We start from the raw sequence: 21505 nt of genomic DNA, 5'->3' as shown, positions 1-21505 counted from the left end.
TCTGCGAGCCGCGCCGGAATGACGACGGAGGTCAGGGCCTTACCAGCGTGTAGCCGTTCTCGGTCAGGAACAGGATCTGTCCGACCCCGACCTGCACCGGGGTCGCGGAGGGGATGAAGTCCGGCCGCTTGCCGCTTTCCCGCTCGATCGTATCGACGGTGTTGAGACAGATGTCGAAGCGCACGCCCTGTGCAATCAGGCTTTCGACCTGCTTGCGATGGTCGCTGCCGGTGAGCAGCAGGTCGATGCCGGGACCGAACGCCACCACCTCGACCGCGACCTTGTCGGGGTCGTAGAACTTCAGGAGGTTGTTGGCGACGCTGAGCACCAGCGCCTGCTTCCTGGCATCGCCGTCGGACAGTTGCAGCACGATCTTGTGCTCTGCGAACGGCTTGTCCTGGAGCGGCACCTGCTGCGCAGCGACCGGTGCCGCCACGACGGCGAGCAGCGCCAGCATCATGGCGCGAAACATCTGCAAATGCGTCATCCCTGTCCTGCGATTCCTGGATTGTCCTCGACGCCCTGCAACGTGACGCCGGAATGGTACGGTTCGGGCATCCGGCCCGACCGCAGATATTTGCCGACGACATCCCACACCGGCGCGCCCTGCTGCGCGTTGATCGAGGCCCAGCCCGCGACCTTGTAGCGCTTGTTTGCGGCCAGCGGCTTGCCGCCATCGAGCTGCAGCTCCGAGATGCGACCGCCGGCTGCGCCCGCCGGCGTGCAGGTGTAGGTGAGGCCGCCGACGCGGACCATGTCGCCGCCCTGCTGATAATAGGGGTCGGCGTTGAAGAGATTGTCGCAGATGTCCTCGAGCACGTCCTTGATCTGCGCGCCCGTCATCTCCTGCACATAAGTCTCGGGATAGGTGATCGCGGTCTCCGCGAGCACGTCCTCCATGGTCAGGGCCTGATTTGGCAGCGCGGTGACGCCCCAGCGAAAGCCCGGTGACAGCGCGATCTCGGCATCGAGCTCGGTACGCAATGCCGCGCAAATCAGCTGATCGACGGGACCCGAGAAGTTGCCGCGGCGATAGAGCAGGCGATCGGGCGTTGCGATCTTCTCCGACCAGTCCATCACATGCGGCGCGCGCACCCGGCCGATCAGTTCGGACATTGCTGGATCCGGCTTCAATAGCTCGGAATAGACCGGCAGCAGATGATATCTGACGTCGCTGACTTTGCCCTTGTCGAGCGCGAGATCGAGCACCGCCAGAAATTTTCCGTTGGAGCCGGCATTGGTGACGAGCGTCGTGCCGCTCGCATTCTTCACCGCGACCGGCTGCGGCACGGCGTCATGGGTGTGGCCGCCGAGGATGACATCGATGCCGGTGACGCGGCTTGCAAGCTTGAGGTCGACATCCATGCCGTTGTGCGACAGCAGAATGACCGCATCGACCTTGTCGTGGCCGCGCAGGGCGTCGACATGCTTCTGCAATTCCTCCTCGCGGATGCCGAAAGTCCAGTCCGGCGTGAACCGCTTGGGATGCGCGATCGGCACGTAGGGGAAGGCCTGGCCGATGATCGCGACGCGATGGCCGCCGAGCTCCTTGATCATCGAAGGCTTGAACACGCGGCCCGTGGCCTTGTCGAAGGCGCGGGCGTCGTTGAACGCGGCTTCCTCGGTCAGGAAGACGTTCTGCGCCAGAAACTCGCCCTTGAAGCGCTCGAGATTGTCGCGCAGCGCCTGCTCGCCATAGGTGAATTCCCAATGCCCGGTCATCGCCTCAATGCCGAGCAAATTGGCGACCTCGACCATGTCGCGGCCCTGCATGACATGGGCGAGCCCCGTGCCCTGCCAGAGGTCGCCGCCGTCGACCAGCAAGGAATGCTTCTCGCCGACATCGCCGCGCAAGCGGTCGATCAGCGTCTTCAGATGGGCAAAGCCGCCGAGCTTACCGAAACGTGCCGCGGATTTCTCGAACTCGAAGCAGGTGAAGGCATAGGCGTCCGCACTGTCGGGCCGGATGCCGAACCGGTCCAGGAAGGCGCGGCCGACCAGGTGCGGCGGCCGTCCCGCCATCTCGCCGATGCCGATATTGACGCTGGGCTCGCGAAAATAGACCGGATTGAGCTGCGCATGCGTGTCGGTGATGTGCAGGATCCGCGCATTGCCGAAATGTTCGAGGTCGTAGATGCTCGCGGCTTCGGCGCCGCGCGCAAGCCGCGGCAGGCCGATCGATGCGGCGATGGCGCCTGCGCTCTTCAGGAAATCGCGGCGGCGGATAGCCATGCTTGAGTACTCCGCGCCCCTTAACGCCAGTCCGACGGTTCCACAGGAGGCCCAGTCTAGCGGATTTCCATCGTCTTCCAGGCTTCTTTTTCCGACGTTGCCTGGAAGATCGACGCCTTTGCCAGCGCCTCGGCCTCTTTCGCTGCGGCAATTGCGCGGTCGAAGTCGCCGCCATCGGCCGCCTTCTTCGCCGCCGCCAGAGTCGCGACGGTCGTGGTCCACTGGTTGCGCAAGCCGGCCGCCTCCTTGGAAGCGGCTTCCGCGGCGGCATAGGCCGCCTTGTAGTCCGCTTCGGTCGCCGCGCGTGCCGGGGGCAGCGCGAAGATCACCGCGAGCAGCAGGGCGAGTGAAAGTGACCGCTTCATGGCCGCGCTCCCGGTCCGGAAATCGGCAGGCCGTTAGCGACATAGGAGAGGAAATATTCGACGTCGCGATATTCGTCCGACTGCGGCTCCAGCGGAACCGCGCGGGTCTGGCTGTTGCAGGTGACGAAGCGGCGGCTGGTCGTGCCCATGCTGCTCCATTCGGAGCGGTAGATCGGCATCGCATTGAGGATGCCGAGCGCGGGTGCCAGGACCTCGGCGCGGATGCGCTCGCCCGGGCTCTGCACATGGCAGCTCGCGCAGGAGAAGTTCATCTGGCCCCGACGCGTGTAGAAATAGCGCTTGCCGTTCTCGAAAGCGGCCAGCGCCCGCGGATCGTCGGGGATCTTGATGTCCATCAGCTTGCCGCGCGAGGTGTAGGCCATATAGGCGGTCAGCGAGGCCATCTCGTCCTTGACGTAGGAATAGGGCGCTTCGCCATTGGCTTCGCGGCAGCGGTTGAGCGCGAGTTCCAGCGTGACGACCTTGCCTTCCTTCTCGTCGAAATAGGGATAGTTCTGGCGGATGCCGATGCCACCGTCCGGGAAGCAGTCGGCATAGGTCTTGCCGTTCTTGAACGGCGTCGCGAACATTTCCTTGCCGGCATCGAGCGCAAACTCGTAAGGCGGGAATTCCTCCTTCTCCTGCCACTGCCGCTTCATGTCCTCGTTCATGGAATAAGGACCGTTGGCGAAATCCTCGTGCTTCACGTTCGGAAACTTCTGGAAGAAGAAGTTCTGGAACGCCTTGGCGTCGGCGGCGGGATCGACCTTGTCGGCCGCGGTCACATGCGTTGACGCCAGAGCGCCCACGATGAGCGCGGCAAGCGCAGAGCCGAACAGAATTGCAGATCGCGCCTTCATCACGAAATCTTCGCGGTGGTCGTATCCGACGCACCCTTGTTGTCGACCCAGGAGATCTTGAGGTCGTCGCCCTTCTTGGCCCCCTTGAAGCTGAACTTGACGTAGGGGTCCTTGGAGACGGCCGGGCCCCAGTCGGCGACGAAGACGTCCTTGCCGTTATATTCGAACTTCAGCTCCTGGATGAAGTGCGCCGGGATCAGCTCGCCCTTGGAATCCTTGACGAAGCCGGAATCCATGGGGTGCTGGATCAGCGCCTGCACCTCGGTGATGTCGCCGTTGGATGTGGCGCGCACGCGAATGGTGGATGCCATCTTGATCTCCTTAACCCCCGCAGCCGCCGACGGTGACTTTGACTTCCTTGGTCGCGCTGTAGAGCTTGCCGTCGGCCTCGACGATCGCGACGACGTTGGTGGTCTTCGCCATTTTCAGGCGGTTGGAGACGCTCGGCACCGTTCCGTCCGGGATCTTGTAGGACGCTGCGAGCGCGTTCGGGTTCTCTGCCACGAAGAACGAGATCGAGGTCACCTTGTCGAGCGTGGTCGTCACGGCAATCGGCACGACGCCGCCGTTCTCGGCGATCTCGGGCGCATCCAGCTTGACCTTGTCGGAGGGCTCGGCGGTCTTGCCATAGAGCGCCTTGATGGCGTCAGCCTCGCTCTTCTGCTTGAACGCCTCTTCCGGATATTTGTCGTTGGCTGCGGCGCGCGCGGGCTGGGCGGCAAACGGCAGGTTACCGAGGCCGATCAGCGCGACGGAAGCCGCGCCCTGCAGGATCAGGCGCCGCGTCGCGAGAGGGCCGGTGATTGTCGTCATCTCAAGGTCTCCTGGCGTGCCGGCCTTCACAGGGTCTGCAGGAAATCAACGATCGCGTTGATCTCCTGTTCGGTCAAAATCCGGTTCCGTCCGAACGGCGGCATCATGGTCTGCGGATTGCGCTTGGTCTCATCGAACAAAATCGCGAACAGCTCGTTGCGGTCAGGATACTTGCTCTTGATGTCCTTGAGCGCGGGGCCGATCGTTCCGGGCAGGTCGCCGCCCTGGATGACATGGCAGGTCAGGCAATTGCCCTTGCCGCGGTCAAAGGCGAGCTTCTGGCCCTCGGCAACAGCGGATTGTGCCCGCGCCGGGCTCACGGCAAGGCCGGCCAGCATAGCCAGCATGAACATCAGGGAAGGCTTCCGGGGAAGGGCGGTCAAGGGGCGTTCCGAACCGTTATGTCGATGATCTCGTTCACGGAAATATAATGCTCAAAGCACAAAGGGCATCGCCTGACAATCAAGACTATGCATGCTGCAAAATGGCGTTAATATCCAGCGCATTGCAACCCAGAGATTATTTGTTTGACGGATTCGGCCCTGGCGCGGGCCATTATTGCGAGGCGTTCCGCCGCTTCGTCGTGTTTTCATTTCTTTCGTATTTTTCGGGGATCTCAATTGGCTGAATATCTCGTTGAATTTGGCAGGGACGGTGGGCGGGTCGAGCCCGACGGGCGGCTCGATGCGCCGGCATTCCATCGCAATCACGAGCCGCTGTGGGCGGCGCTGGAAAAGCACCTCAAGGGCGTTTCGGGCGATGTGGTCGAGGTCGGCAGCGGAACCGGCCAGCATGTGGTCCATTTCGCCCGCCATACGCCCGGCCTCATCTGGTGGCCTAGCGACCTCAATCAGCGCCATCTGAAGAGCATCGAGGCCTGGCGCGTCCATTCCGGCCTGCCGAACATCCGCACCCCGCTGCGGATCGATCTGTCCGATCCGGACTGGTGCCCGGACATGAAGAGCGGGCAGGGGCCCGCGAACCTCGCGGCAATCTTCTGCGCCAATGTCATCCACATCGCGCCGTGGAACGTGGCCGAAGGCCTGTTCACTGGTGCCGGCCGTTATCTGCGGGCCGACGGCAAGCTGTTCCTCTACGGCCCGTTCAAGCGCGACGGCAAGCACACCGCGCTCAGCAATGCCGTGTTCGACACCTCCTTGCGCGAAGGCAATCCCGAATGGGGCGTGCGCGACGTCGGCGACGTCGAGGAGCTCGCGCAAGGCGCGGGTCTGCGTCTCGTCGATGTCACCGACATGCCCGCGAACAACCTGATGCTGGTGTTTTCGCGGTAGGGCGCAAAGAAGGTGCGCTCCCTCCCCCGCTTGCGGGGGAGGGTTGGGGAGAGGGTGTCTCCGCAATCGAGAACCCCCAAGACGAGAGAACCCTCACCCGGCGCTTCGCGCCGACCTCTCCCGCAAGCGGGAGAGGTGCACGACCTGCTGGGCTCGCGCTGATTCAATCAATAGGCCGCCTTCACGCCTCGCCGTCCTGCCAGCCGATCTTGTCCTTCAAAAAGCGAAAGCCCAGCACCTCGAAGCCGGCGCGCTCCTTGTTGTCCTTGCCGTAGCCGTGGCCGCCCGCGGCGGGCTCGTAGAAATAGGCCTCATAGCCCATCGCGTGGAGCTTTGCCGCCATCTTGCGCGCGTGTCCGGGATGGACGCGATCGTCGCGCCGCGTGGTGGCGATCAGGATCGGCGGATAGGGTTGGCCCGGCTTTGCGTTGTGATAGGCCGAGTAGGTCTGCAGCCACTCCCACTCCTCCGGCTTATCCGGGTCGCCATATTCCGCGATCCAGCTCGCGCCGGCGAGCAGCTTGGTGTAGCGGCGCATGTCGATCAGAGGGATGGTGCAGAACAGCGCGCCGAAGCGCTCGGGATAGCGCGTCAGCATGTTGGTGATCAGGATGCCGCCGTTCGATCCGCCCTGCGCCGCGATGCGCTTGGCGCGCGTGACGCCGCGACGGACGAGATCGGCGGCGACGGCCGCAAAGTCGTCATGCGACAATCTCTTGCCGGCGAGCCGCCCGGCATCGTGCCAGCGCGTGCCGAACTCGCCGCCGCCGCGCAAATTCGCCTGCACAATGGTGCCGCCGCGCTCCAGCCACAGCTTGCCGAGGCCTGAATTGTAATAGGGCTTCACCGACAGTCCGAAGCCGCCATAGGCGCTCATATAGACCGGCGCATCGCCGGTCACGCCGGCGGGACCCGTCTGCACATAGGGAATGCGCTCGCCGTCGATCGAGATCGCCTCGTGCTGGGTCACGATGAGACCATCCGCGTTGAACGTTCGCGGCGCCTGTTTCAGCACGGTTGGACTTGCGACATCCGGCTCGATCAGCATCAGGGACGGCGGCGTGAGCGGATCCTGAACGTTGGCGAGCAGGTCGCCATTGCTTTCGGATTCGTGGCTATCGAAGCGCCAGACGTCGACGACGCCGATCGCGGGAAGCCCGGGCAGGCGTGTGCTGCTCCAGCCGGCCGCGGACGGCGTGCAGATCTCGAACACCGGCCGCAACTCGTCGAGGATGGACAGCACCAGCCTGCCCTTGGCCCAGAACAGGCCTTGCAGCGCGCGGCGCGGCGAGGGCGGGAAGATCACGGCGAAGTTGCGCTGTCCCGCGAGGAAGGCCGACAGCGAGATGCCGAGCACGGTGTCCGCAGGATGCGTGATGCCGCCGACAGTCCAGGCTGAGCGCAGCTTCAGCGCGATCCAGTCGCCGTGCAATTGCAGCCAGATGTCGGAGGGCAGGTCGAGCTTGACGGTCGCGCCACCTTCGGTGCCGAGCCAGACGTCGAAGTTGAAGAAGTCCTGCCGGTCGACGAACAGAATCCGCGGCGCCTCGCCGGTCCGATCGACATCGCAATAGGCGCTCATCCGATCGGATGTCGTCTCGAACACCACGCGCGCCTGCCCTACGGGCTGGCCGCGGCGCCACAGCCGCACCGTGCGCGCATAACCCGAGGTCGTCGCCATGTCCTCGCCAATGGCGCTCGACAACAGCAGCGTATCAGGATCGACCCAGGCGGCACCGCCCTTGGCCTCAGGCAGCGTGAAGCCGCCAGCAACGAAGCTCTTCGTGTTCAGGTCGAACTCGCGCAAGGTGACGGCATCGCTGCCGCCGCGGGACAGGCTCAGCATCGTCTGTGGCGCATCGCCGGGCAGCGAGCTCGACCCGTTCAGCAGCCAGTCCTCGCCTTCCTTTGCTGCGAGCTGGTCGATGTCGAGCAGTATCTCCCAGGATGGATTGGGTTTGCGAAATTCCGCGATCGTGGTCCGCCGCCACAGGCCGCGCGGATGGTTTGCGTCTTTCCAGAGATTGTAGAGCAGGCCGTCGCTGCGGCTGACATAGGGGATGTTGTCCGGGCGATCGTAGATGGCGGCGAGCGTGTCGCGGTCGCGCGCGAAGGCTGGACCGCCGAACTTCTCCAGCGTCAGCCGATTCTGCCGCTCGACGAAGTCGAGCGCCCGCGCGCCTTCGACCTCCTCCAGCCAGAGCCAGGGATCATCGTCCGGAGCGGAGGGGGTAGGCCTGTCGTCGACGGACATGATCGGATCTCCAACGGATCGACGCGAGGTGCGGTTTGATCGTGCGCAAGCGGTAAACCGCGAAACCCCGTTATACTCCGGCCAATTGCGTCAGGGGCATGGCTTGCGCTCGTTTCCGCCGGTTGCCCGGCCCCGCCGCTGTCTCCATAGTGCCGGGAATCAACCAAGCCCTCGGGCGGAAATGCCGATGCTAGATGTGACTTCAGCCGACGAGATCGCCGACGACGTCCGCGTCCGTGCCAATGTGGTGCGCCTTGCGGCCGCGCAGGCCCTGACCGGTGCCAACTCCGCGGTGATCTTCGCCACCGGCTCGATCGTCGGCGCGACGCTCGCGCCCGACATGTCGCTCGCGACCGTGCCGCTGTCGATGTATGTGCTCGGGCTCGCTGCCGGCACCCTGCCGACCGGCGCGATCTCGCGCCGCTTCGGCCGCCGCGTTGCGTTCATCATCGGCACCGCCTGCGGCGCGCTCACCGGCCTGCTCGGCGCGTTCGCGATCCTGCACGCCTCGTTTCCGCTGTTTTGCCTCGCGACCTTCCTCGGCGGCCTCTATGGCGCGGTGGCGCAGTCTTATCGTTTTGCCGCGGCCGATGGCGCCAGTGCCGCCTACCGGCCGAAAGCTGTGTCCTGGGTGATGGCCGGCGGCGTGTTCGCCGGGGTGCTCGGTCCGCAACTCGTGCAATGGACCATGGACGTCTGGCCGCCTTATCTGTTCGCGTTCAGCTTCGTGATCCAGGCCGCGGTCGCGCTGGTGGCGATGGGTATCGTCGCCGGCGTCGACATTCCGAAGCCGGCGGCGGCTGATCTGCATGGCGGGCGGCCGCTGATCCGCATCGTGACCCAGCCGCGCTTCATCGCTGCAGCGCTGTGCGGTGTCATCGCCTATCCCATGATGAACCTGGTGATGACCTCGGCGCCGCTCGCCATGAAGCTCTGCGGGCTCAGCGTCAGCGATTCTAATTTCGGCATTCAATGGCACATCGTCGCCATGTACGGGCCGAGCTTCTTCACGGGCTCGCTGATCGCTCGCTTCGGCGCGCCGAAGATCGTCGCCGCCGGTTTGCTGTTGGAAGCGGGCGCGGCTGCGATCGGCCTCTCCGGCATCACCGCGATGCATTTCTGGGCCACGCTGATCGTGCTCGGCGTCGGTTGGAATTTCTCCTTCATCGGCGCCTCCGCGCTGGTGCTGGAGACGCACCGTCCGCAGGAGCGCAACAAGGTGCAGGCCTTCAACGATTTCCTGGTGTTCGGCATGATGGCGATCGGCTCGTTCTCCTCCGGCCAGTTGCTCGCGAATTATGGCTGGTCGGCCGTGAACATGGTGGTGTTCCCGCCGGTCCTGCTCGGCCTCGTCGTCCTCTCGCTCGCCTCCTGGGCCCGCCGTCGCAAGGAACGGCTGGAGGCGGCCATGGGCGAGTTCCCTGACGCGATCTGAGACTGGCAGGAGTCTGTCAGCAGCGTTGATGCTTCGATTTGCATCGAAGCGTTCGCCTTGCGAAGGTTGTTAATCGGTGTCGTCATGGCCGGGCTAAAGCGCGAAGCGCGTCTTCACGCCAATTGTCCCGGCCATCCACGTCTTTAGTGCGGATCGAAGAACGTGGATGCCCGGGACCCGGCTCCGCCAAGGCTTCGCCGGGCTTTCGGTGCTAGGCCGGCGTAGCTTCAGCGAAGCCGGCAAGCCCGGGCATGACGGAGGAAACAAAACAAAGCGACAATGCTGGACAGCCCTCGACACCCTACGATCGAATCCTCCTTGCGCTACGAGGGCTGGCGCATCGTCGCGGTCTGCTTTCTGCTCGCGACATTCGGCTGGGGGCTCGGCTTCTACGGGCAGAGCGTCTACGTCGCCGAGCTCCAGCGCGCGCATGGCTGGTCGGCTTCGCTGATCTCTTCGGGCACCACGTTCTTCTATCTGTTCGGCGCGCTGCTGGTCGTCTTCGTCGGCGAGGCGATCCGAAAATACGGGCCGCGGCGCAGCCTGATCGCCGGCACGCTGGCAATGGCGGCCGCAGCAATTGCGATCGGCGCGGTGCGCGAGCCCTGGCAGCTCTATCTTGCGGACGCCCTGCTCGCCTTCGGCTGGGCCGGGACCAGTCTCGCCATGATCACCAACACGATCAGCCTGTGGTTCGACCACAAGCGCGGCATGGCGATCAGCCTGGCGCTCAATGGCGCCAGCTTCGGCGGCATCGCCGGCGTGCCGCTCTTGGTGACCATGATCGGCCATGTCGGCTTCGCGAGCGCGATGTTCGCCGCGTCCGGTGCCATGCTGGTGCTGCTCCTGCCGGTGATCCTGATCGTCGTCGGCCATCCGCCCGACCGCCACGGCTGGCACGTGGCGGCCGGCGCAAAACCGCAATCACCGGCGCAGATCCGAAAAGAAGCGCTGCGCGATGTCGGCTTTCTCACGGTCACCACTGCCTTCGCGTTGGTGCTGTTCGCGCAGGTCGGCTTCATCGTGCACCTGATCTCGTTCCTCGATCCCGTGATCGGGCGCGAGCGTGCGGCAGTCGCCGTCGCAGTGCTGACGGCGATGGCGGTGGTCGGCCGCGTGCTGTTCTCGATGGTGATCGACCGCCTCAACCAGCGGCTGGCGTCCGCGCTGTCGTTCCTCAGCCAGGCGGCGGCGCTCCTCGTCGTGATCAACCTGCACAATGATTACGTGCTCATTGCCGCCTGCGCGGTGTTCGGCTTCTCCGTCGGCAACCTCATCACGTTGCCGTCGCTGATCGTGCAGCAGGAGTTCGATTCGCGCCGCTTCGGCGTGTTGATCAGCCTCAACACCGCGATCAACCAGGTCACCTATGCATTCGGTCCCGGTGTCGTCGGCTTCCTGCGCGATCTCTCCGGCGGCTACGCGCTGCCGTTCTACGTCTGCATCGCGCTGGAGGTGGTCGCCGCGGCGCTGATCATGATGCGCGGTGGCAACGCGCGTAAGACTTCGTAGGGTGGGTTAGCCGAAGGCGTAACCCACCTCTTTTCCCTCCGGTTGCGAGAGAAGTGGTGGGTTACGCTTCGCTAACCCACCCTACGGACTCAGCGGTGCTTACGCCTCCCGCTGCTTCAACAAATTATCGAGATCCAGCCGCTTGGTGAACATCGCGAGCTTGCCGTCCGGCCCGAACGGCCATTTCTCCCTGGGCTTGTCCCAATACAGCTCGACGCCGTTCTCGTCGGGATCGCGCAAATAGAGCGCTTCGCTGACACCGTGATCGCTGGCGCCGTCGAGCGCGATGCCGGCCGAGAGCACGCGGTGCAACGCATCGGCGAGCGCGGGACGGGTCGGATACAGGATCGCGGTGTGATAGAGCCCGGTCGTGCCGGACGGTGGCGGTGAGCCGCCCTTGCTTTCCCAGGTGTTGAGCCCGATGTGGTGGTGATAGCCGCCGGCCGAGATGAAGGCGGCACCGGAGCCCATCCGCTGCATCAGTTCGAAGCCGAGCACGCCGCAATAGAAGCCGAGCGCGCGATCGAGATCGGCGACCTTGAGGTGAACGTGACCGATCCTGGTGCCGGCATTGACGGCTGGATTTTGCGACATGTGGCTGCTCCGTTGACCAACTCCACATAGGGCAGGCTTCGGGACAGTGCTACCAGCCTATCCCGAAACCCAGCGTTTCCGGATGCGCAACTAGGACAGCTCCGACACCTCGCCCTCTGGCAGACCGAACTCGAACGTGTTCAGCGTCATCGACACCAGCGTGTAGTAGCCGCACAGCCCGATCACCTCGACGAGCCCGCGTTCGCCGAGCACGTTCACCGCCTCATCATAGAGGCCCAGTTCGAGGCCGTGGCCCTCATGCAGCGACTTCGCGACGTCGTAGATCATCTTAGCCTTGGGATCGTCGAACTCCGGCGTGCGGCGATCGCGGATCGCTTCGATGATCTCCGGCTTCATTCCGCCCTGAAGCGCGAGGCGCTTGTGGGCATACCACTCGTAGTGCGCGGTCCAGTGCCGCGCCGTCACCAGGATCGCGATCTCCGAGAGTTTTGCGGGAAATACCGTATCGAAGCGCAGGACCTCACCGAGCCGCGTGGCGTGGCGGGCCATGTCGGGGCTGCTCAGCCAGGCCATCATCGGCGCCGGCGGCTTGCCGCGTTTTCCGGCAATCGATTCCTCATAGGTCTGCCGCTGGTTGTCGCTCATTTCGCCAGGCGAAAGTAGTTTCAGGCGCATCGTTGTTTCCTCTTTGTTTTTAGGCGTCGCCGTCGCTGCGATTATAGCCTGATGCCCAATGGCGTGAGTAGTCGGCGGATACGGAAGTGGTTGAATTCCGCGGTGCGATGGCCCAGAGTCGCCAGCAACAAGTCGATTTTGACTGATGGAAACGACCCATGAGCGACTCTAGGACCACAGATTCCGAGACGGCCAAACTCGAGACATTCCGCGGCGAGACGCGCGCCTGGCTCGAGGCCAATTGCCCGCCCGAGATGCGCAAGCCTGCCACAGCCGACACCGACGTGTTCTGGGGCGGACGCAACGCAAAGTTCTCGTCCGAGCCGCAGCGCATCTGGTTCGAGCGCATGCGCGACAAGGGCTGGACCGTGCCGGACTGGCCGAAGGAATATGGTGGCGGCGGCTTGAGTGCTGCCGAGCACAAGGTGCTGCGCGCGGAGATGGGACGAATCGGTGCGCGGCCGCCGCTGTCGAGCTTCGGCATCTGGATGCTCGGGCCGGCGCTGCTCAAGTACGGCACCGAGGCGCAGAAGCGGGAGCATCTGCCGAACATCGCCGCGGGTCTGATCCGCTGGTGCCAGGGCTATTCCGAGCCGAATGCCGGCTCCGATCTCGCTTCGCTGCAGACCCGCGCCGAGAGCGATGGCGACGATTTCGTCATCACCGGCCAGAAGATCTGGACGTCCTATGCGAACTACGCCGACTGGATCTTCTGCCTGGTGCGCACCGATCCCGCGGCGAAGAAGCACGACGGCATCAGCTTCATCCTGTTCGACATGACCTCGAAGGGCGTGTCGACCAAGCCGATCCTCCTGATCTCCGGCTACTCGCCGTTCTGCGAGACCTTCTTCGACAATGTCCGCGTGCCGAAGTCGCATGTGGTGGGCACCGTCAACCGCGGTTGGGACGTCGCGAAATACCTGCTGCAGCACGAACGCGCGATGATCTCGGGCATGGGCGAACGCGGCGTCGGCCGCCCGCTCGGCCAGATCGCGGCGGACTCGGTCGGCACCGATGCACAGGGGCGCCTGGATGATTCGATACTGCGCGGCCAGATCGCAACGTTCGATGTCGATGAAGCCGCACTTGCGGCCTGCGCCGAGCGCGCGGTCGATCTCGCCAAGGCGGGGCAGGCGCATCCGGCGTTCTCCTCGGCGATGAAATATTACGGCACCGAGCTGAACAAGCGCCGCTACGAGATCCTGATGTCGGCCGGCGGCGTCGATGCGCTGGAGTGGGAGAGCGAGCGCTCGAAGCAGGGCGCCCGCCCGCGTGCCTGGCTGCGCACCAAGGCCAATTCGATCGAGGGCGGCACCAGCGAAGTGATGCTCGGCATCGTCGCCAAGCGCATCCTCGATCTGCCGGGGGCGTGAGGCACACTTTTGCAGCCTGTCATTCCGGGGCGCCGCGGGAGCGGCGAGCCCGGAATCCATAACCACCAATCGGGAGTATGGATTCCGGGCCTGGCCCTTCGGGCCATCCCGGAATGACGAAGAACAAATAGAACGTTGATCGGAAACACACCATGGCCCTCGTCCTCACCGAAGAACAATCGATGCTCCGCGACTCAGCGCGCGGGCTGATCAGCGACAAGGCGCCGGTGTCGCATCTGCGCCACCTGCGCGACTCCAAGGATCCGACCGGCTTCTCCAAGGAGTTTTGGCAGTCCTTCGCCGAGATGGGCTTTGCCGGCCTGCTCGTGCCGGAAGAGTTCGGCGGCAGCGGTCTCGGCTTTGTCGAGGCCGGCGTGGTGATGGAGGAGATCGGCCGCACGTTGATGCCCTCGCCGTTCTTCGCGACCAGCGTCGTCGCGGCCTCGGCGCTGAACCGCGGCGGCAATGCCGCGCAGAAGTCGGAATTTTTGCCGAAGATCTCGAATGGCTCGCTGCTCGCCACGCTCGCGGTCGACGAGGGCGCAAAACACCGCCCGCTGCAGACCAACCTGCAGGCCGTGCGCGCGGGCAACGGCTTCAAGCTCTCCGGCGCCAAGGCGCTGGTCGTCGATGGCCATGTCGCCGACCTCATGATCGTCGCAGCGCGCACCGCGGGCTCGGCCGGGGAACGCGAAGGGCTGACGCTGTTCCTGGTCAATCCGCACGCCAAGGGCGTTGCGGTCGAGCGCACCATCATGGTGGACTCGCACAACGCGGCGCGGATCGAGCTTGCCAATGTCGAGATCAATGCCGACAGCGTGCTCGGCGAGGTCGATCAGGGCGCCGGCCTGCTCGACGGCGTGCTCGACATCGGCCGCGGCGCGGTGGCCTCCGAGATGGTCGGCCTCAGCGACGAGCTGTTCGGCCGCACCACGGAGTACCTGAAGCAGCGCAAGCAGTTTGGCAAGCTGATTGGTGAATTCCAGGCGCTGCAGCACCGCGCGGCGCAGCTCTATGTCGACATCGAGATCACCCGCGCCGCCGTGATGAAGGCGCTGCAGGCGCTCGACACCGATGTCGCCAACGCCGCGTCAGCCGTCGCGGTCGCCAAGGCCCGCGCCGGCACCACCGCGACGCGCGCGGTGCAGGAAGGCGTGCAGATGCATGGCGGCATGGGCATGACCGACCAGTTCGACATCGGCTTCTTCATGAAGCGCGCGCGGGTCTGCGAGGAACTGTTCGGCGACGCCAACTACCACACCGAGCAACTCGCGCGGGCGCGGGGGTATTGAGCTCCATCCCCGCATTGAGCTCTATCCCCTCATGGTGAGGAGCCGCGCCCTTCGGCGTCTCGAACCATGAAGGCCCGGCTCTCGCACCTCGGCCTTCATCCTTCGAGACGCGCGTTCCGCGCTCCTCAGGATGAGGGGAGGGAGCAGTCTGAAGTTGTACAAAGGTAGTTGTCATCGCCAGGCTTGACCGGGCGATCCAGTACGCCGCGGCTTTTCCGTGTACCTCCGACGTCTCTGGAATACTGGATCGCCCGCTCCAGTGCGCAATTGCGCACAAGCCGGGCGATGACGGCTGAGAGTGGAGAGGTCGTGCCATTAGCTCGTCATTGCGAGCGAAGCGAAGCAATCCAGACTGTCTCCGCGGAAAGACTCTGGCTTGCTTCGTCGCTTCGCTCCTCGCAATGACGGCCGAAAGACCGCCTACCGCATCGGCGGTGCGTACTGCACCCCGCCGGCGTTCCAGAGCTGGTTCATGCCGCGCGGGATCTTCAGCTTGGACTTCTCGCCGATATTGCGCTCATACATCTCGCCGTAATTGCCGACGTTGCGGATGATGCGCACGGCCCAGTCCTTGGTGAGGCCGAGCTGCTCGCCGTAATTGCCTTCGGTGCCGACCAGCCGCATCACCTCGGGCTTCTTCGACTTCAGGGCTTCGTCGATGTTCTCCGAGCTGACGCCGAGCTCTTCGGCATTGATCATCGCGTAGAGTGTCCACTTCACGATCATCATCCAGTCGTCGTCGCGCTGGCGCACGACGGGGGCGAGCGGCTCCTTGGAGATCATGTCGGGCAGGATCATGTGGTCGCCCGGCTTGGAGAGGTTCAGGCGCAGCGCGTAGAGCTGGGAGACGTCGGCGGTCAGCGTGTCGCACTTGCCGGTGTCGTAGGCCTTCACGACGTCGTCCAGCTTGTCGAACTTCACCTCTTCATACTTCATGTTGTTGGCACGGAAGTAGTCGGTGAGGTTGAGCAGCGTCGTGGTGCCGGCTTGCACGCAGACCTTGCTGCCGGTCAGGTCCAGCGAGGTTTCCTTGTTGCGCGAGCGCGGCACCATGAAGCCCGCGCCGTCGTAATAGGCGACGGCCGGGAAATAGAGGTCGTAGTCGAGCTCGCGCGCCATGCTCCAGGTCGAGTTGCGCGAGAGGATGTCGACTTTCCGGCTCTGCAATTCCTTGAAGCGCTCGCTGGCGTCGAGCGGAACGAACTTCGCCTTGCTCGGATCGTTGAAGATCGCCGCCGCAACCGCGCGGCAGAAATCGACGTCGAAGCCGGTCCAGTTGCCCTTGTCGTCGGGAATCGAGAAGCCCGGCAGGCCCTTGTTGACGCCGCACAGCACCTCGCCGCGCCGGACCGTGCGCTTCAGCGTACGGGTGTCGTAGAACTCGTAGATGACCGCGAGGACGCCGACCAGTACGGCGACCGCGAGCCCGATCAGCAGGCCGCCTCGAAATGTGCGCATGATGTCTCTCTCTCGAAATAATCGGGAAAAGGAATTTGGACGGAGGGAGGAGCATGATCCGGAGGCGGATCATGCTCAAACCATAACCCTCAGAGTTCGGGCTTCTGCCGGATGACCACCTTGGTCCCGACCGGGACGCGGTCATAAAGATCGGCGACGTCGTTATTGACGAGACGGAAGCAACCCGATGACACCTTGGTGCCGATCGTGTCGGGACGGTTGGTGCCGTGAATGCGGTAGACGGTGGTGCCGAGATACATGGCGCGGGCGCCGAGCGGATTGCCGGGGCCGCCGGCCATGAAGCGCGGCAGATAGGGCTGGCGCTGGATCATCTCCGGCGGCGGCGTCCAGTCCGGCCATTCCTTCTTGTTGGTGATGGTCACCAGCCCCTGCCACTGGAAACCGTCACGGCCGACGCCGATGCCGTAGCGGATCGCGCGCCCGCCGGGCTGCACCAGATAAAGGTGGCGTTCGGCGGTCGAGACGATGATCGTGCCCGGCGCTTCGGTGGTGCGGAAATAGACGACCTGCTTCTGCCATTCCGGATCGAGCTGGTAGGCGTCATCGGCGATCAGGCCCGGCTCGTCGCCGCGATCGGGCTGCTGGGCGAAGGCGGATGAGGTGACCAGGGAGGTGGTGAGGGCCAGGCCAACGGCTGTGATGAATATCCCGGTCAGGCGACGAAAATCCGTCATGTCAAAGCTCTCCCCGCTGCCACAGCGCAAATCATTCGGAACCATCAAATCTCAGGGGCAAGTTCATGGCAAGTTGATGGCGCGCCCGGCTGGTATGTCACGAGAATACTTTGGTTTTTTGACATGTCTCAATGCCATGAAATGGGGGCATGGCGCGAAAAGCAGTGGCTACAACCTCAACGGCGGGCAGAGGGCTGTCAGATCTGGCTGTTCTCAGGCTCGATCCCGAGCCGCCGGACGATTTCGGCGCCCACGGCGCGCGCCTCGTTTCGCGAGCCGATGCGGGGGCTGCGAAACCTTTGTCCGGACCGCAATCTGATCACGATGATGCAGTGCTCGTCCTCGGATCGGCCGCGGCGCTCGACCGTGATCGCCTCGACGTCGTGCCCCTCGATGTGGTCCGCGCGCAGCTTGCCGTCGCCCCATAAGCGTTCGACGCGAATATCCCCTTGCCGGATGATCCAGAAGGCGCCGGTCACGAGATTGGCGTATCGGTGCACGGCGTACGCGGCGATCGCACCAATCGGCAGCAGCATGATGTCGACCGGGCCGGGCGACAGACCACGCCAGAACTTGTAGGCGTAGGGAACGACGGACAATCCGACCACGATCGATGCCACGATCCGAACGTCTCTGGTGGAAAACGGCTCGACCGGTTCGCCAAGGTGCATCTCGGGATTGGTGGCATCGAGCGGATTGACCGGTGTCTCGACATTGGGAACGCCGAACTGCGTGGCGATCCGGCTAACGGTTTCACGGACATGCGTGACGTCGGAGATCGGCGGGGACGTCAGGCGCTCGCCCGAGACAAGCGTGAAGACGAGATGGAAGCGCGCCTTGGAAACCTTGCTTCTGGGGACCCCCAGTTCCGCTATGTCGTTCTTCGCGACGATCCGGCTGCGGAGCCGTCCGAAGGGGCTCTGTCGCCCGATCAGGATTTCATTCGGCGTGATGATCCACACCACCGCCGGTGCAAGCATGACACCGCCGATGAACGCGGCCCCCAAAAGGAGCGCGGCCACCGAGATGATGACTTCCAAATAGTCGTGCGTGAACAGGCCTGGCGTGAAGCAGAGGGCAACGGCCGCCGCAAAACCGGCCATGACCAGCCGCTGCGCGATCGAGGCGCCTTCACGAAGGCGAATGTCGTTGCTGGTGGGCGCGTCGTCCATTGCGGGCGGCTGATTCCGTCGGCACGAAACTCCACGGACGTATCCGTGGAGTCAAGCAGCAACGGCTACAGCAGGAACCAGCCGCGGTGTCCGCGCGGCCTCAGCTGCTGGCGTTCAGCAGCTTCGCCACCGTCCGGTCGATCTCGTCGTAGCTGCCTTCGCCTTCATGCTGGAAGACGATCTTGCCGCTCTGGTCGATGACGTATTGCGCCGGCCAATACTGGTTGCGGTAGGCGTTCCAGGTCCGGGAGTCGTTGTCCTGGGCCACCGGATAGGTGATGCCGTGGCGCTTCAGCGCGGCCTGCACATTGGACGCCGACCGCTCGAACGGAAATTCCGGCGTATGCACGCCGACCACGACCAGCCCTTTGTCCTTGTATTTGGCATAGAGCTTGGTGACGTGCGGCAGGGTGTTGACGCAGTTGACGCAGCCATAGGTCCAGAAATCGACCAGCACGACCTTGCCGCGGAGATCGGCGATGTTGAGCGGCTTGGAGTTGAACCAGTTGCTGATGCCGGTGAACTCGGGCGCGGTCGCCTGCGTTGCGGCCGCGGTGACGATCGGCGTCGCGCTTGCGGCCTCGTCGCAGATGCCGGGGATGACGGCGCCGGTCACGGTGAAGCCGATCAGCGCTGCAGATACGGCGAGCAGTTTGAGAGACATGGAAGCTTCCTCCGGTAGGCAATGGTTGATCACAGGCCGATCTGGCCGGCGGGGTAGAAGCCGGTGAGCCACGCCACGATCAGCGTGTCGTATTGGAAATAGGCCGCGACGGCGAAGGCGATCACGACGACGCCGAAGCCCTGCTGCAGGCGCGGCGAGATGCGCGCGAGGCTGCGCACGCGCGTGGTCGCGGCCTGCCCGCCATAGGCGATCGCCAGCATCGGAATGGCAGCGCCGATGGCGTAGGCCACCAGCAGCGTGCCGGCCCAGGACAGGTTCTTCGACGTCGCGACCAGCGTCAGGATCGAGCCGAGCACGGGGCCGGCGCAGGGCGTCCAGACCAGGCCCAGCGTGGTGCCGAGCACGAGCCCGCCGAGCGCGCCCGCACGCTGCGCGGCGCTGGATGAGCCGAGATCGAGCCAGGCATTGAGCCGGATCGAGAGCCATTCGAACGGTGCCGGCCACAGCATCAACAGGCCAAAGCCGAGCAGCAGGATCGCCGCAGCCGAGCGCAGCACGTTGGGGTCGAAATCGAACAGCCGCGTGAGCGCGCCGAGCAGCAGTGCGGTTGCGGAGAACGAGACGACGAAGCCGAGCGCGATCATCGCGGGGCGCAGATGCGAGGTGCGGCCGATCGAGGCGCCGAGCAGGATCGGTAGCATCGGCAGCGTGCATGGCGCGGCGATGGTGAGGATGCCGGCAAGCACAGCGAAGATCAGTTCGAGCATCAGGCCACTCGCGAAGGGGTCACTAGGTCGTTTCGCGAGGAGGCCGGGCATCGTTACGCAGCGTCACGCATTCGTGACGAAGGTGCGGGCCACGACGACGGTGCTCCCCCTCTCCCGCTTGCGGGGGATGGCCGGGGGTGGGGGTGATTCCCCAATGGGACACTCCCGAAGAGGAGAGAACCCTCACCCGCCGCGCACGGGACGATGCTTTGCATCGCCCGGAGCGCGCGGCAAGAACCTGACCTCAAACAGAAAACGACCCGGAGGAGGGGGGCATCCCGTCCGGGTCGTTGGAGGTCCTTGGGAGGTTTAACCAAAACCGTATGTGAGCTTTATAGGGCCGAAGTTTTTCCGCCTGATGTCGTGCTTTGTTTCAATTGTTTCGCCGGCGGTAACACTTCCGTGTCCGGGATAGGGCCGAATCCGTGGTCCTATCCCATTGAAATCTAAATTCTTTACGCCGCGAAGCGGTCGACGCCGCAGCCCTTAAGCAAGTCGGCCAGCTGCTTGCGGGCGTAGAACATCCGCGTCTTCACCGTGCTCTGCGGGATGCCGATGATCGCACCGACCTCCTCCACCGACTTCTCATGGTAGTAGACGAGGTTGATGATCTCGCGATGCGCGGGCGACAGTTTCGCCACGCAGGCGCGCAGGATCGCACTGGTGTCGCTGCGGTCGAGCGAGGTCTCGGGCGTGTCGGCCTCGTCGGGGATCTCGCGCACGTCGTCCTGGTCGATGTCCTCGAAACGGCGCTGGCGCATCGCGGTCAGGGCCTTGAAGCGGGCGATCGAGAGCAGCCAGGTCGAGACCTGTGAGCGGCCCTGGAATTGTCCGGCGGTCCGCCACACGTCCAGGAAGACCTGGCTGACGAGGTCCTCGGCCGCGGTGGCGTCGCGCACGATGCGCAGGATGAAGCGGTACACCCGCACATTATGCCGGCAGTAGAGAATGTGCATGGCCGTCCGGTTGCCGTCGGCGATGCTTTCCAGAAGCATGTCGTCCGAGGTCGCCTGAGCAGCAATGATGCTCTGGCTGGCTTCGGCGTTGATGGCGACGACGTTCTGCATGACTGGCTCCCCGTAGCGCCGCAACCGAGCGGCGTTTCCTTGGACCAAAGTGTTAAAGAGCCAGCGTTTCGGGACGTCTGCGCGACAAGCGGAAAATGGTTTCGTGCGCCGCCAAATTGTTTCGTCGCAAGCCGCGCGACGAAACATTCGGGACAAAAAACCGTGCAATTTCAATGTACGGAAAATACGGTAGTGCGGATTTGGACTGGGCGGAACGAAATTTGGGGTCTTGCGTTTGACGAGGCCGCAATTAGAGCCGCGCAGGCCGGGACGACGGCAGAGGGTGTTGCCTGCGCCTGCGCCCCTTACGCCTTCTCGCCCGCCGGCGAGAACAGGTAGCCGCCGCCGCGGATGGTGCGGATCACGGCGGGCTTTGTCGGATCGGGCTCGATCTTGCGGCGGATGCGCATGATGCGGAGGTCGACGGCGCGGTCGAAGGCTTCGGCATCGCGCGCATTGGCCAATTCGAGCAGACGCTCGCGCGACAGCACGCGCTTCGGATTGGCCGCGAACACTTTCAAAAGCCCGAACTCGGACGCGGTCAGCGGATGCTCGTTGCCCTCGTCATCGCGGAGCGCCTGCGCTTCGAGGTCGAGCCATTTGGTGCCGAAGCGCACCAATTGATCCTTGTCCGATTTCGCCGCCGCGGCTTCCGTCGCCGCTGCTTTCACCGGCGTGCTCCGCCGCAGCACCGAGCGGATGCGCGCCATCAATTCGCGCAGCTCGCAGGGCTTTGCCACGTAGTCGTCGGCGCCGAGCTCGAGCCCGACGACGCGGTCGATCGGGCTCGCCGTCGCCGTGAGCATGATCACCGGCACGTTGATGCGGCTCTTCAGGTCGCGGATGATCGAGAGCCCATCTTCCTCCGGCATGTTGAGATCGAGCACGACGAGATCGGGCATGCCGCCCTCGATCGCCGTGCGCAGGCTCTTGCCGCCGTCGCACAGCGTCACGTTGAAGCCGTGCATCTTGAGGTAATCGCCGACCATTTCCCGGGCCGGGGCCTCGTCGTCGACGATCATGATGTGCTGGCTCTGGGTCATATCATTCAGATCCTGGCATT

22 protein-coding genes are annotated in these 21505 nt (G+C 64.3%); 5 read left to right on the top strand and 17 right to left on the bottom strand.

From position 1 onward, the window contains the following. Window positions 1-31: 31 nt before the first annotated feature. From K289_RS0101620 to soxX, 7 genes are read right to left on the bottom strand one after another with little or no spacing between them, the layout of a single operon-like run. Window positions 32-487, bottom strand: a complete 456-nt coding sequence (locus tag K289_RS0101620; RefSeq protein WP_027549851.1) for a hypothetical protein — start codon at window positions 485-487, stop codon at window positions 32-34. Beyond that, window positions 484-2232, bottom strand: coding sequence for a thiosulfohydrolase SoxB (gene soxB / locus K289_RS0101615; RefSeq protein ID WP_027549850.1), 1749 nt, complete (start codon window positions 2230-2232; stop codon window positions 484-486). The genes K289_RS0101620 and soxB overlap by 4 nt, the downstream gene beginning before the upstream one ends. A 56-nt stretch (window positions 2233-2288) precedes the next feature. Then, window positions 2289-2597, bottom strand: coding sequence for a hypothetical protein (locus K289_RS0101610; RefSeq protein ID WP_027549849.1), 309 nt, complete (start codon window positions 2595-2597; stop codon window positions 2289-2291). Then, window positions 2594-3457 carry a sulfur oxidation c-type cytochrome SoxA gene (gene soxA / locus K289_RS0101605; RefSeq protein ID WP_027549848.1) on the bottom strand — a complete coding sequence of 288 codons (864 nt, stop codon included), beginning with the start codon at window positions 3455-3457 and terminating at the stop codon, window positions 2594-2596. Before soxA ends, K289_RS0101610 begins: the two co-directional genes overlap by 4 nt. Continuing rightward, the gene (gene soxZ, locus K289_RS0101600; RefSeq protein ID WP_027549847.1) at window positions 3457-3768 is read right to left on the bottom strand and encodes a thiosulfate oxidation carrier complex protein SoxZ; all 312 of its coding nucleotides are present in this window, start codon (window positions 3766-3768) and stop codon (window positions 3457-3459) included. Before soxZ ends, soxA begins: the two co-directional genes overlap by 1 nt. Window positions 3769-3778: 10 nt before the next feature. Beyond that, window positions 3779-4270, bottom strand: coding sequence for a thiosulfate oxidation carrier protein SoxY (soxY, locus tag K289_RS0101595; RefSeq protein ID WP_027549846.1), 492 nt, complete (start codon window positions 4268-4270; stop codon window positions 3779-3781). Between the two features lie 26 nt (window positions 4271-4296). Beyond that, window positions 4297-4653, bottom strand: a complete 357-nt coding sequence (gene soxX, locus K289_RS0101590; protein ID WP_027549845.1) for a sulfur oxidation c-type cytochrome SoxX — start codon at window positions 4651-4653, stop codon at window positions 4297-4299. A gap of 237 nt (window positions 4654-4890) precedes the next feature. Here soxX and K289_RS0101585 point away from each other — a divergent pair, with 237 nt between their 5' ends. Continuing rightward, window positions 4891-5562 (top strand): DUF938 domain-containing protein, encoded by a 672-nt coding sequence (locus tag K289_RS0101585; RefSeq protein WP_027549844.1) that lies wholly within the window; start codon window positions 4891-4893, stop codon window positions 5560-5562. A gap of 181 nt (window positions 5563-5743) precedes the next feature. On the opposite strand, the gene K289_RS0101580 is transcribed toward K289_RS0101585, so the two are convergent. Next, complete coding sequence (locus K289_RS0101580) at window positions 5744-7816, bottom strand: prolyl oligopeptidase family protein (protein WP_027549843.1); 2073 nt, start codon at window positions 7814-7816, stop codon at window positions 5744-5746. A gap of 187 nt (window positions 7817-8003) precedes the next feature. On the opposite strand from K289_RS0101580, the gene K289_RS0101575 reads away from it, so the two are divergent. Next, a complete protein-coding gene (locus K289_RS0101575) occupies window positions 8004-9251 on the top strand; it encodes an MFS transporter (protein WP_027549842.1) in 1248 nt (415 codons plus the stop codon). 279 nt (window positions 9252-9530) lie between these two features. Continuing rightward, the gene (locus K289_RS0101570) at window positions 9531-10763 is read left to right on the top strand and encodes an MFS transporter (protein ID WP_027549841.1); all 1233 of its coding nucleotides are present in this window, start codon (window positions 9531-9533) and stop codon (window positions 10761-10763) included. Between the two features lie 99 nt (window positions 10764-10862). On the opposite strand, the gene K289_RS43780 is transcribed toward K289_RS0101570, so the two are convergent. Together K289_RS43780 and K289_RS0101560 are read right to left on the bottom strand one after the other, a co-directional pair. After that, entirely contained in the window at window positions 10863-11357 is a 495-nt protein-coding gene (locus K289_RS43780; RefSeq protein ID WP_035683577.1) for a VOC family protein, read from the bottom strand. Between the two features lie 90 nt (window positions 11358-11447). Beyond that, window positions 11448-11993, bottom strand: a complete 546-nt coding sequence (locus K289_RS0101560) for a carboxymuconolactone decarboxylase family protein (RefSeq protein WP_027549840.1) — start codon at window positions 11991-11993, stop codon at window positions 11448-11450. A 158-nt stretch (window positions 11994-12151) separates the two neighbouring features. On the opposite strand from K289_RS0101560, the gene K289_RS0101555 reads away from it, so the two are divergent. Together K289_RS0101555 and K289_RS0101550 are read left to right on the top strand one after the other, a co-directional pair. Further along, window positions 12152-13366 (top strand): acyl-CoA dehydrogenase family protein, encoded by a 1215-nt coding sequence (locus tag K289_RS0101555; RefSeq protein ID WP_027549839.1) that lies wholly within the window; start codon window positions 12152-12154, stop codon window positions 13364-13366. Between the two features lie 152 nt (window positions 13367-13518). Next, window positions 13519-14658, top strand: coding sequence for an acyl-CoA dehydrogenase family protein (locus K289_RS0101550; protein ID WP_027549838.1), 1140 nt, complete (start codon window positions 13519-13521; stop codon window positions 14656-14658). A gap of 420 nt (window positions 14659-15078) precedes the next feature. Here K289_RS0101550 and K289_RS0101545 read toward each other — a convergent pair whose 3' ends face one another. The 7 genes from K289_RS0101545 to K289_RS0101515 form a co-directional block, all read right to left on the bottom strand. After that, complete coding sequence (locus tag K289_RS0101545; protein WP_027549837.1) at window positions 15079-16116, bottom strand: amino acid ABC transporter substrate-binding protein; 1038 nt, start codon at window positions 16114-16116, stop codon at window positions 15079-15081. An 89-nt stretch (window positions 16117-16205) separates the two neighbouring features. Beyond that, on the bottom strand, window positions 16206-16811 hold the full coding sequence (locus K289_RS0101540; RefSeq protein ID WP_027549836.1) for a L,D-transpeptidase: 606 nt from the start codon (window positions 16809-16811) through the stop codon (window positions 16206-16208). A gap of 197 nt (window positions 16812-17008) precedes the next feature. After that, a complete protein-coding gene (locus tag K289_RS0101535; RefSeq protein ID WP_027549835.1) occupies window positions 17009-17983 on the bottom strand; it encodes a hypothetical protein in 975 nt (324 codons plus the stop codon). 100 nt (window positions 17984-18083) lie between these two features. Beyond that, entirely contained in the window at window positions 18084-18647 is a 564-nt protein-coding gene (locus K289_RS0101530; RefSeq protein ID WP_027549834.1) for a thioredoxin family protein, read from the bottom strand. A gap of 29 nt (window positions 18648-18676) precedes the next feature. Beyond that, complete coding sequence (locus K289_RS0101525) at window positions 18677-19375, bottom strand: cytochrome c biogenesis CcdA family protein (RefSeq protein WP_027549833.1); 699 nt, start codon at window positions 19373-19375, stop codon at window positions 18677-18679. A 455-nt stretch (window positions 19376-19830) separates the two neighbouring features. Beyond that, window positions 19831-20442: a sigma-70 family RNA polymerase sigma factor gene (locus tag K289_RS0101520; RefSeq protein WP_027549832.1), complete on the bottom strand. Its 612-nt coding sequence runs from the start codon at window positions 20440-20442 to the stop codon at window positions 19831-19833. A 305-nt stretch (window positions 20443-20747) separates the two neighbouring features. Beyond that, complete coding sequence (locus K289_RS0101515) at window positions 20748-21485, bottom strand: response regulator (RefSeq protein WP_027549831.1); 738 nt, start codon at window positions 21483-21485, stop codon at window positions 20748-20750. Window positions 21486-21505: the final 20 nt, after the last annotated feature.

This window comes from Bradyrhizobium sp. Cp5.3 (assembly GCF_000426265.1).
Classification (GTDB): domain Bacteria; phylum Pseudomonadota; class Alphaproteobacteria; order Rhizobiales; family Xanthobacteraceae; genus Bradyrhizobium; species Bradyrhizobium neotropicale.
The sequence above is the reverse complement of the archived record's forward strand: the minus strand, read 5'-3'. Positions and strand labels throughout refer to the sequence as shown.